At 32.1% G+C, this 10,664-nt stretch carries 9 protein-coding genes; 2 read left to right on the top strand and 7 right to left on the bottom strand.

The window, feature by feature from the left end; all coding sequences use genetic code 11:
• Positions 1–209: 209 nt before the first annotated feature.
• From DIU01_RS00945 to DIU01_RS00960, 4 genes are all read right to left on the bottom strand, one after another.
• Positions 210–560 carry a hypothetical protein gene (locus DIU01_RS00945; RefSeq protein ID WP_290831394.1) on the bottom strand — a complete coding sequence of 117 codons (351 nt, stop codon included), beginning with the start codon at positions 558–560 and terminating at the stop codon, positions 210–212.
• Positions 561–683: 123 nt separating this feature from the next.
• On the bottom strand, positions 684–1,637 hold the full coding sequence (locus DIU01_RS00950) for a MoxR family ATPase (RefSeq protein WP_290831395.1): 954 nt from the start codon (positions 1,635–1,637) through the stop codon (positions 684–686).
• Between the two features lie 64 nt (positions 1,638–1,701).
• The gene (locus DIU01_RS00955) at positions 1,702–3,114 is read right to left on the bottom strand and encodes a peptidylprolyl isomerase (protein WP_290831396.1); all 1,413 of its coding nucleotides are present in this window, start codon (positions 3,112–3,114) and stop codon (positions 1,702–1,704) included.
• A gap of 38 nt (positions 3,115–3,152) precedes the next feature.
• Positions 3,153–5,114 (bottom strand): peptidylprolyl isomerase, encoded by a 1,962-nt coding sequence (locus DIU01_RS00960; RefSeq protein WP_290831397.1) that lies wholly within the window; start codon positions 5,112–5,114, stop codon positions 3,153–3,155.
• 193 nt (positions 5,115–5,307) lie between these two features.
• On the opposite strand from DIU01_RS00960, the gene DIU01_RS00965 reads away from it, so the two are divergent.
• Both DIU01_RS00965 and DIU01_RS00970 read left to right on the top strand, forming a co-directional pair.
• Positions 5,308–6,897 (top strand): peptide chain release factor 3, encoded by a 1,590-nt coding sequence (locus tag DIU01_RS00965; RefSeq protein ID WP_290831398.1) that lies wholly within the window; start codon positions 5,308–5,310, stop codon positions 6,895–6,897.
• Positions 6,898–7,007: 110 nt separating this feature from the next.
• Entirely contained in the window at positions 7,008–7,229 is a 222-nt protein-coding gene (locus DIU01_RS00970) for a signal peptidase (protein WP_290831399.1), read from the top strand.
• A gap of 82 nt (positions 7,230–7,311) precedes the next feature.
• On the opposite strand, the gene DIU01_RS00975 is transcribed toward DIU01_RS00970, so the two are convergent.
• From DIU01_RS00975 to DIU01_RS00985, 3 genes are all read right to left on the bottom strand, one after another.
• Positions 7,312–7,686: a hypothetical protein gene (locus DIU01_RS00975; RefSeq protein ID WP_290831400.1), complete on the bottom strand. Its 375-nt coding sequence runs from the start codon at positions 7,684–7,686 to the stop codon at positions 7,312–7,314.
• Positions 7,687–7,991: 305 nt separating this feature from the next.
• The gene (locus DIU01_RS00980) at positions 7,992–8,195 is read right to left on the bottom strand and encodes a hypothetical protein (RefSeq protein WP_290831401.1); all 204 of its coding nucleotides are present in this window, start codon (positions 8,193–8,195) and stop codon (positions 7,992–7,994) included.
• Between the two features lie 11 nt (positions 8,196–8,206).
• Positions 8,207–10,654, bottom strand: a complete 2,448-nt coding sequence (locus DIU01_RS00985) for a T9SS type A sorting domain-containing protein (protein WP_290831402.1) — start codon at positions 10,652–10,654, stop codon at positions 8,207–8,209.
• Positions 10,655–10,664 lie beyond the last annotated feature (10 nt).

Consider the following 10,664-nt stretch of genomic DNA (forward strand, 5'->3'; position numbering starts at 1 on the left):
CTAATATGACTACTTATTATTAAATAAAAATCAATTTTTAATAAAAATTTTGATTAATTGTTAATTTAGAAACCTTTTTTTATCATATTCGAAATTTAGCAATTTAAATCCAAACAAAGAACGTTTCTAAATTAGAGTAAAATCGCTACTTCTACCTATTTGAAACACAAAAAAATGCAAGATTTACTAAATCGATATAGTAGTTAAATCTAAAACGGTTTAGGAATAGATTTATAAATCAAACCGATTGAAGAGGAAATTAGTACAAAACAGATTAAAAAGCCGACCGAGATAAGTTGAATAGCTGATGAATCAATAGAAGTGAATTTTCTAAACTCCGATAGAACAGCCAAAACCATATATAATCCGAAAAGGAAAAGTATGGAACCTAGCATGATTCCTACTATTTTGTTTTTAAGAAAAACTTGAAGAGTTACAATAACAAAAACTACCAATGCAATGTAATTTACATACCCAGAACCCATGTAATTTTCTAAAAACCAATAAATTGATAATGCAATGATAAAAAATTCTGGAAGTAATAGTAAGTATTTTTTCATGATGTCATTGGTTTATCAACTAACGAGTAAATTATCTTTTTAGTATAGCCATTCAAATTCACATAAAAAAAAACCTAACAAGTTTATCACAAGTTAGGTTTTAAATATATTTGAAATTGTAGTTTATAACAACTTATCAATAATCATTTCTTCTGTAATTCCTTCGGCGTCTGCTTTGTAATTTTTTATGATTCTGTGACGTAGAATTCCGGTTGCAACTGCTTTTACATCTTCAATATCTGGAGAGAATTTTCCGCTGAATGCTGCATTGGCTTTGGCTGCTAAAATTAAATTTTGTGAAGCTCTTGGACCTGCACCCCAATCTAAATAATTGTTTACATAATCATTTGATAATGGAGAATTTGGTCGGGTTTTTCCAACTAACGTGACAGCATATTCTATAACATTATCGGCAACAGGAATACGACGAAGTAAGTGTTGAAAATCGATAATTTCTTGAGCCGTAAATAGCGGATTTATTATTGGTTTTGCATCAGAAGTAGTGTTTTTCACCACATCAACTTCTTCTTGAAATGAAGGATAATCTAGCTTTATAGCAAACATAAAACGGTCTAATTGCGCTTCTGGCAACGGATAAGTTCCTTCTTGCTCAATTGGGTTTTGGGTTGCTAAAACAAAGTAAGGCAAATCTAATTTATAATTTTGACCTGCAATTGTAACAGCGCGTTCTTGCATGGCTTCTAGTAAAGCAGCTTGCGTTTTTGGTGGCGTTCTGTTAATCTCATCGGCAAGGATAATATTCGAAAATATTGGTCCTTTTATAAATTTGAATTCTCTGTTTTCGTTTAATATTTCACTTCCTAAAATATCCGAAGGCATTAAATCGGGTGTGAACTGAATTCGTTTAAAATCTAATCCTAAAGCTTGCGCAATAGTATTTACCATTAACGTTTTTGCCAAACCAGGAACACCAACTAAAAGTGCGTGTCCACCAGAAAAAATACTTAATAAAATTTGATCAATAACTACATCTTGACCTACAATTATCTTTGAAATTTCTTTTTTAAGTTCGATTCTTTTTTGAACTAAATTCTGTATCGCTGTTACGTCTGACATTTAATTTTAGATATTAGATTTTAGATATAAAATTTTAGGTAGTAGATATTAGATTTAAACCTAATTATTGTTTTTTTAACCAATCACTTGTAAATTCACATTTATTGTAATCGTCACCGATGCTAATGTAAGATTCTTTAATTTTCTCATTAGTCCATTTAGTGATGGCTTTAATTTGTTTTTCTTTAAGTGCTAAATCTTTAATTTTCGTATAATCTTTACTATAATCGGCTGTGTGTTCGTTAATTCTGTTTGTTACGATAATAAGTTTGATTTTTTTACCAGTACGTGGATCTTCTTCAAGAATTGGCTCAGAGATTTCATTATCTTTTAAATTAGAAACGTGACCATACAATTCTGGATCCATTTTAGTCAACTCGAAATGAGTGTCTTGAGTTTTAGGATTGATCAAAGTTCCACCATTGGCCTTAGTTTCTTTTTCTTCAGAGAAACTTCTTGCAGCATCTGCGAAAGTAATTTCTTTGTCTTCAATTCTTTTCTTCAGTAGAAGTGCTTTTCCTCTAGCTTCGCTCAAATCATCTTCTGATACTTTTGGCATCATTAAAATGTGTCTCAACTCTAAATCTTGACCTTTAATTTTCTCTAAATAAATAATATGATAACCAAATTCCGTTTCAAATGGTTCAGAAATTTCACCTTCTTGCAAAGAGAAAGCGACATCTTTAAATTCTTTTACGAAACCTGTTTTCTTATTAATCTTATAAAATCCACCTGTTGAAGCCGATGCTCTATCATCGGTATAAATTACAGCTCTAGTTTTAAAACTTGCGCCATCTTCTACTTCTTTTTTGATTTCTTTTAACTTGTTAATTACTCGTTGCTTTTCGGCTTCAGAAACTTTTGGAACAAGTACAATTTGAGCAATTTCTAATTCAGCACCAAAAACTGGTCGTTCCATTTCTGGAATAGATTTATAGAAAACTCTTGTTTCTTCTGGGCTAATTTGAATGTCGTCAACAATTTTTCTTCTCATTTCATCAGCTAATCTTTGTTGCTTTAAAATGTCGAATAATTCTGTTCTAAAATCTTCTTCATTATTCTTTTTAAAATACTTTACAACTTTATCCATAGAACCCAATTGTTCTACCATGTATTCCAATTGTTGGCTCATTTTATCTCTGATTTCTTCATCTTTTACAACGATAGAATCTTGGATAGCTTGATGCGCATACAATTTATCTTCAAGAAGTTTACCCAATATTTGGCATCTTGTGATATCTTTTACTGAGTTACCTTGACTAGAAATTTCAAGAAGTGCTTTATCAATATCTGAATCTAAAACAATGTAATCACCAACTGTAGCAATGATACCGTCAATTTTTTGTCTATTTCCCGACTGAACTACTTTCTGTTTTACCTTAACCGAATCTACAATTATTTCTTGTGCATTAGTATAAACTCCAGCAGTTAGAAATGATAAAATGGTTAAAATATATTTTAATTTGATAATTTTCATTGTTATTCTATGTATTGAAATGATTTGTTCTTCTTTGATTATTTTGCTAATTTACTTTTTACTTTTTCAAAAACGTCTTTGTTAACTTTTACTTGAAATTCTTTTCTCAATTCATTAACCCAGTTTTGTTCTAAATATTGTTGGTATTCGTTTACTATTTTGCCTTTAGCTTCTTCAAATGATTTGTTGGCCTCTGGAAGTACTTTTTTTACATTGGTTACAAAATAATAATCACCTTGTTTTATAATTTCAGAAAAACCAACTTCTGCTTTTGTTCCTTTTGGTAAAGTTGGCGCATCGTACTCTAGCAAACCTTCAGTAATCATTACATTAACAACTTCTTTGGTATTCAGCTTTTCTTTAATGGCATCTGCGCTACTTCCTTTTTTCATCATAGCAAGTGCTTTTTTAATAACCTCTTGTTTAGTTGATGACGCTGTAGTTACATCCAATCTGGTTTTCCATTTATGTTTGTCTTTTTGAGTTTCATAAAATGCTTTTAAACCTAATGTATCGGTTTTAGAACGTTCCCAAATTTCTTTTTCCATTAAATCGAATAACAGTAAACCGTCTCTATATTCTTCAACAACAGCTCCAAATTCTGGAAATTCTACTTCTAAATTGCTATTGTAATACGTGTTTAATTGCTCATCAACATATTTCGCATATAATACATCAACTAATTTTGAAACTGGTTTTGTAGCAATACCAGATTTTTGTTGCGATTTGATGAAAGCTAAAAATTGATCTGCTGGAAATGATTTTTTATCTAAAGTGAATAAGGTAGATGTACTGTACTCTTTTGTGTTTTCTGGTGTTTCCCATTTACCTTCGTAAAAATCATTGGTCACTAATTTAGAAACAGTTGCATATACTTTATCGTCACGCTTAATTTTATACTTTTTTCTTAACTTCTCAGTCAATGAATTTGTTATCAACCTAGAACGATCGTCTTTTGCAATTTTATTTTCTAAATCGGCTTTCGATTCTTCTAATCCTTTTACTGGAAATTTATCTATTAATTTCACGATATGCCAGCCGAATTGCGATTGAAATGGTTGCGAAATTGGATTGTCTTTTGTTAGAGAAAAAGCAACATCTTCAAATTCTTGCGAACTCAATTGTCCCGATCCAAATCTGTTTAAAACACCACCTTTAGTTGATGATGATTTATCTTCTGAAAATTGTTTTGCTAATTCTTCAAAACTTTCTCCTTGTTGAATCTTTTTGTAAATATCATTAATATTATTTTTGATACTTTCTGGAGTAGCACCTTCTTTGTTGCTCATAAGCATTATATGTGCAACGGCAACTTCACCTCTATTAGCTCTTACGTCATTTACTTTAATAACATGGTATCCAAAACGTGTTCTAATTGGTTTAGAAATTTGACCTTTAGGAGTATTGTACGCTGCATTTTCAAAAGCATAGACCATTCTAAAACTTGAAAAATAACCTAAATCACCAAGGTTTTCTTTAGCCGATGGATCTTGAGAAAATTCTTGAGCTAACTTCCCAAAGTCCTGACCAGCAACTGCTTTATTTCTGATTTCTACTGCTTGTTTGTAAGCAATTAAAGTATCTTCTGGCGATGCATTTTCATCCACCATAATCAATATGTGCGATGCTCTAATTTCTTGTTGTAACCTATCGTGACCTTCTTTTATCAAGGCAGAAGTAACTTTAGAATCGGAAGTGTAATTTTTAGAAAGCTGGTTTCTGTAGCTTTTTAATTCGTTTTGATACTGAACGTTATTCTGAAGACCAATTTTATTGGCTTTATTAACTTTCAATTTATAACCTACAAATAATTCTAAGTATTGATTTAAATCTTTTTGTGATTCATCTTTTACCAAATCTAAGTTTTTCTTGTAAACTCTTTCAAACTCGTCGGTATAATACGGTTTATCATCAATTGTAAATAAAACTTCTTTCGGATTATTTTGCGCAAAAGACACAAAATTTAATGCTAGCAATAATCCTAAAAACACTTTTTTCATCTGTTATAATTATATTAAAAAACTTCGGTAATTACAATCAACAAAAGTAACAATTCGTTGTTATTAAACAAGTTTAGGATGTACTATTAACAAAAATTTATTAACAAATAAAACAGCTAACTTTACAGAGAATACTTATTTGAATTAGTTATTTTGCTAATTAATAGTATTTTTGCAGTCCATTAAATAAGATATGAGTTTTTTAAAAGAAATACAAAGACGAAGAACATTTGGAATCATTTCGCATCCAGATGCTGGAAAGACCACTTTAACAGAAAAATTACTTCTTTTTGGAGGAGCAATTCAAGAAGCTGGTGCGGTTAAAAATAATAAAATTAAGAAAGGTGCCACGAGTGACTTTATGGAAATTGAACGCCAAAGAGGAATTTCGGTTGCAACATCTGTTCTTGCATTTATATACAAAGACAAGAAAATAAACATTTTAGATACGCCTGGTCACAAGGATTTTGCCGAAGATACTTTTAGAACTTTAACTGCAGTTGATAGTGTAATTGTGGTTATTGACGTTGCCAAAGGTGTTGAGGAACAAACTGAGAAATTGGTTGCCGTGTGTAGAATGCGAAAAATTCCGATTATTGTTTTCATTAATAAATTAGATCGTGAAGGAAAAGATGCCTTTGATTTAATGGATGAAGTGGAAAAAAAGTTGGGTTTACATGTAACTCCATTGAGTTTTCCTATTGGAATGGGTTATGATTTTCAAGGAATTTATAACATTTGGGAACAAAACATCAACCTTTTTAGTGGCGATAGCAGAAAAAATATTGAAGATACGATAGCGATATCTGACATCAATAGTCCTGAATTGGAGAAATTAATCAAAGAAAAACCGGCAACTAAATTAAGAGAAGAATTAGAATTAATTGCAGAGGTTTATCCAAAATTTGATAGAGAACAATATTTAAATGGTGATTTACAACCCGTTTTCTTTGGCTCTGCATTGAATAATTTTGGAGTTAGAGAATTACTCGATTGTTTTGTTGAAATTGCTCCAACTCCGCGACCAAAAGATTCAGATACGCGATTAGTGAAACCTGAAGAAGAAAAATTATCGGGATTTGTGTTTAAAATTCATGCCAATATGGATCCGAAACACCGTGATAGATTGGCTTTTATCAAAATTGTTTCTGGAACATTTGAACGCAACAAACCTTATTTACACGTTAGATTAGGTAAAAGTTTGAAATTCTCTAGTCCAAATGCATTTTTTGCAGAAAAGAAAGAGATTGTTGACATTTCATATCCTGGTGACATTGTTGGACTTCATGATACTGGAAATTTCAAAATTGGAGATACATTAACCGAAGGAGAAAATATGAATTTTAAAGGAATTCCGAGTTTCTCACCAGAGCATTTTAGATACATCAACAATGCCGATCCAATGAAAGCAAAACAACTTGAAAAAGGAGTTGATCAATTGATGGATGAAGGCGTTGCGCAGCTTTTCACACTTGAAATGAATAATAGAAAAGTGATTGGAACTGTTGGTGCTTTACAATATGAAGTTATTCAATATCGATTGGAGCATGAATATGGTGCAAAATGTACTTATGAAAACTTCCCTGTACACAAGGCTTGTTGGGTAAAACCTGATGATGCAAAGAGTGAAGAGTTTAAAGAATTTAAAAGAGTGAAACAGAAATTTTTGGCTCATGATAAATACGGTCAATTGGTATTTTTAGCCGATTCTGATTTTACCATTCAAATGACACAAAGTAAATACCCGAGTGTTAAATTGTTTTTTACATCAGAATTTAATTAATGAGAGTAAAAAAATCATTAAACTAATACTGACTACCAGAAAAATAATAACAATTTAAAAACATATATCTAGAAAAAATATTTTACATTTGGACTTTAATTAATCAATTTATGAAAAAGTTATTTAAATTATATTTGTTAGGATTTTTCCTTTTATCGGATTTTATTGTTTTTGCTCAAGGACCTGGAGCTGGCACTGACGGAGGCCAACCATCATTAGAAGGCACTCCTGAGCCACAACCTGCATCTGTAGATTCTAAACTTATTTATCTACTAATAGTAGGTTTATTGTTCGCAGTTTATACAATGCAAAAAAGAAGTAGAAAGGCATAATTTATACTTTACACATAAAAAAATCCTCTCAAATTGAGAGGATTTTTTATTTTTTAACTAACCGAATTATATATTAACTAATCTATACAACTGCACTATTTTGACTGCTAACTTTTTTCATAAAAGTTCTGTACAAAACTTTATTTGGTGTAATACCTAAAAATAAAATTTGTTTTTTTGTAACTACTTTTGACGAATTCTGATTCGTTTTTGAATCCATCATTTGAGATTGTTTAGTTCCCATAAACCAGCTCACAAAATCAATTTGAGATTTTACAGAAACTACAGCAGTTTCTTTTAACTCAATTTTCTCTGGAGTTATTTTAGTTTCTACAGAATCAACATTAGATTGACCAAACATTCCAATACTTGACATTAAAAACAATAAAACAAAAAACAAAAATCTGTTTCTGTTTGCTGTCATGAAGTTACTATTGGTATTGTTTTGAGAATTCATTTTACTTTTTGTGTTATTTCTGAGGCAAAACTACATCCTAAATAACGTCATGTAAAATATTTTCGACAAAACACCCTAATAATCGTTAAATCAACTTTACGTTACCATTAATCTATTTAATCTACACTTTATCTGATGTTAAGTTAAGTGAAACTCAATATCCGTAATTAACAAGGAATCAAATGAAAACAAAATGAGCCCGATAAATTATCGAACTCATTAGTATCAAAATTAATTATAAACTTGTCTAGACTTTTGGGTGCAATCTAGTATTGGGACTTTTAAATATGCTGCGAATAGTAGCTTTATTGTACGCTTCTTTTTCTTAAGAAAGAATAACCCAGTGCTAATGCGCCTATTAGTAGCACTGGTGCATAATCGGAGATTGGTGCGGCTGGTACATCTGCAACATCACCTCCTTGATCGGTAATATCATCAGCACTCATCGTTAATGGACTTAAGAATAGTAACGTGCAAACAAGTAGTTTGGATATATTTTTGATTTTCATAATCTAGATTTTTAGTTTTTTACAATTACTTTAGTTTGCATTATTTTACCATTGTTGTTTACACTTACAACATAAACACCTTCTTGTAACGGTTGGTTTGGTCTTACTAGCATTGTTTGTGCAGCATCACTTGTTGATTTGTATACTTCTTGACCTAACATGTTAGTAATCGATACGTTTACTGTTCCAGTCACTGAACTTGGTAAAGCAATGTTAAACTGATTGTTTACTATTGGATTTGGATAAACTGAAATGGCATTTGTAGCAAAGTCATCATTTTCTAATGCTGTGCTGTTGAATACAATTTTGAATCGCTCACTTCCATAAGAATTAGCATCAGCTGTTGTTGAGAATGTTACAAAACTTGGTTGTGTTACATCTAATGGTGTTTCTGTATTCAAATACATATCTACCATTTTAGCCGTTACTGAGGCATCAAAATTTTGTGTGTTTACTTTAAAAGTGTAGTTTTTATTAGGTTGGAAAGCGATTGTTTTTACAAACAATACGTCGTTAGGTTGTACTGGCGCAACCGTTTCTATCGCTAAGTTTTTGCTTGTTCTTACAAACGCTAAGTTTTCTCCTGTTGCAACTAGTTTTTCCACATCATTGTTGTCTAAAGCTGTTGTGTAGTCTACACCAAACAATGCCGCTGCACCATCAATAGCATTTCCACCAAGTGCTAATTCATTTGGTTCATAAACCGATAAATACAATGATGAATTAGTTGATGTTAGCGCTGCTTCACTGTTACGGAATACGTATTGGTTTGTACTTGCTTTGTTAGATTCGTTGAATACTAATGTAGCTGGTGTTGCCAAGTTAGCATTTTTAATAAACACGGCTTGACCTGTTTGTAAATACTGACGGCTATTTAATGGTAATCCACTGTTATCATCTAACAAGTTCGCTGTTCCTGAATCTTGAGAGTATACTACATAACGACCTCTTTGTGTAGAAGTACCCAAAGTAGGATCCCAAGTATAATATGCATTGGCTGCAACTCCTGTTTTGGTTACTGCGTGCCAATCTACTGGTGATGCGTATGGATTTCCAATTAATGTGAAACCATTAGTTTGCGTGTTTCCTGCTTGATTGTTAACTGGTGCTGGTGAAGCACCTGACGAATCAAAAGTTACCGTTCCTGTAGTTAATGTTCCTCTAGCTGAAAGTGTAGTAGGTACATTCATGTTGTTAGCTGATGCAGCAGTTAAATCTACATTTCTATCACCACGAACTAATATTCTATAACCTGCACCTGCTTTTAATGTAGTAACGTCAGTGTTAGGTACTGCTGTAAATCCAGTTGTTGTTCCTGTAGCTTGTGCATTGTAAGTAAACATCGATGGATTTCCTGTGGTTGTTGTGTCAAATCCGTTTGCTCCAGTAGTAGAACCTGTAATGTGTGTTCCAATTCCGGCTGTAGTTGCACCAGCATTTTGCCAGTTGGCAAATATTGATGTAGTTGTAGTAACACTTGGCGTTAAGAATCTAAATGCTCTACGACCAGTTAAATAACGTTCAACAGTAACAAGTCCAGAAATTGTCCCTCCAACTTGTGTAACACGCGCTGTTCCAGCACTTGTAGAACGTAAAATTAAATTATCGTTAGTAGTAAATGTTCCTGATGAAACTGTTAAAAAGTCAGTAAGCTTTACAATTCCAGTCCCTGTTATTGTAGATGTACCAGTTGAGATTAATTCTTTAACAATAAGTTCAACACCTGAGTCAACTGTTAGTGTTCCACCATTTAATGTTATATTGTTCAAAGTTTGGTTTTGACTTATTCTAAGTGTAGCACCTGTTCCAACAGTAACATTATTCATAGCAGGCAATGTGCTGCCGCCAATTCGGTTTAGTTGCAGTGTACCAGCAGTAACTGTTGTAGTACCAGTGTACGTGTTTTGTCCACTAAATGTTAAAATATTATTTCCGACTTTTGCAACCTGACCTCCTCCTTCTATAACTCCAGAAACAGAAATAGTACCTGAACCTAAATTCCCAAACTCAACCGTATTACTGTTGACAAAAATCGTATTAGTGAAAGACAAACCACCTGATGCATTGGCATGCAATCGCACTAAACTTCCATCGATTCCAATAGGTGTATTAAAAGTATGTGTTCCTGAGGATGCGTTGTATATTCCTCCAGAAATAGATAAACCTCCATTGCTGTTATTGATCGTTCTCGGGCTTGATGCTCCACCTTGAAAATCTAATGAATTAAGTATAAAATAACGACCATTAGTCAACATAGTTGTATTATTATTATGACCAATCTTTACAAAATTTCTTACTGTCCCATTATTGTCTGGATTTTGCTTATCACCGCCATAAAACCACGGATTATTTGTACTTGACCAATCGCCTGTACCTGAATTGTCACGGCTAAATACGTCTTGCTGAGCCAACGAACTAAAAGAAACAAGACTCACCAGTAAAAGTAAAATTCTTTTCATAATTTATATT

This window comes from Flavobacterium sp., assembly GCF_003525665.1.
Lineage (GTDB): Bacteria > Bacteroidota > Bacteroidia > Flavobacteriales > Flavobacteriaceae > Flavobacterium.

Excerpts from the sequence above, each read along its gene's own strand:
- DIU01_RS00945 (WP_290831394.1), bottom strand. The coding sequence starts at position 560 with ATGAAAAAATACTTACTATTACTTCCAGAATTTTTTATCATTGCATTA.
- DIU01_RS00950 (WP_290831395.1), bottom strand. The coding sequence starts at position 1,637 with ATGTCAGACGTAACAGCGATACAGAATTTAGTTCAAAAAAGAATCGAA.
- DIU01_RS00955 (WP_290831396.1), bottom strand. The coding sequence starts at position 3,114 with ATGAAAATTATCAAATTAAAATATATTTTAACCATTTTATCATTTCTA.
- DIU01_RS00960 (WP_290831397.1), bottom strand. The coding sequence starts at position 5,114 with ATGAAAAAAGTGTTTTTAGGATTATTGCTAGCATTAAATTTTGTGTCT.
- DIU01_RS00965 (WP_290831398.1), top strand. The coding sequence starts at position 5,308 with ATGAGTTTTTTAAAAGAAATACAAAGACGAAGAACATTTGGAATCATT.
- DIU01_RS00970 (WP_290831399.1), top strand. The coding sequence starts at position 7,008 with ATGAAAAAGTTATTTAAATTATATTTGTTAGGATTTTTCCTTTTATCG.
- DIU01_RS00975 (WP_290831400.1), bottom strand. The coding sequence starts at position 7,686 with ATGAATTCTCAAAACAATACCAATAGTAACTTCATGACAGCAAACAGA.
- DIU01_RS00980 (WP_290831401.1), bottom strand. The coding sequence starts at position 8,195 with ATGAAAATCAAAAATATATCCAAACTACTTGTTTGCACGTTACTATTC.
- DIU01_RS00985 (WP_290831402.1), bottom strand. The coding sequence starts at position 10,654 with ATGAAAAGAATTTTACTTTTACTGGTGAGTCTTGTTTCTTTTAGTTCG.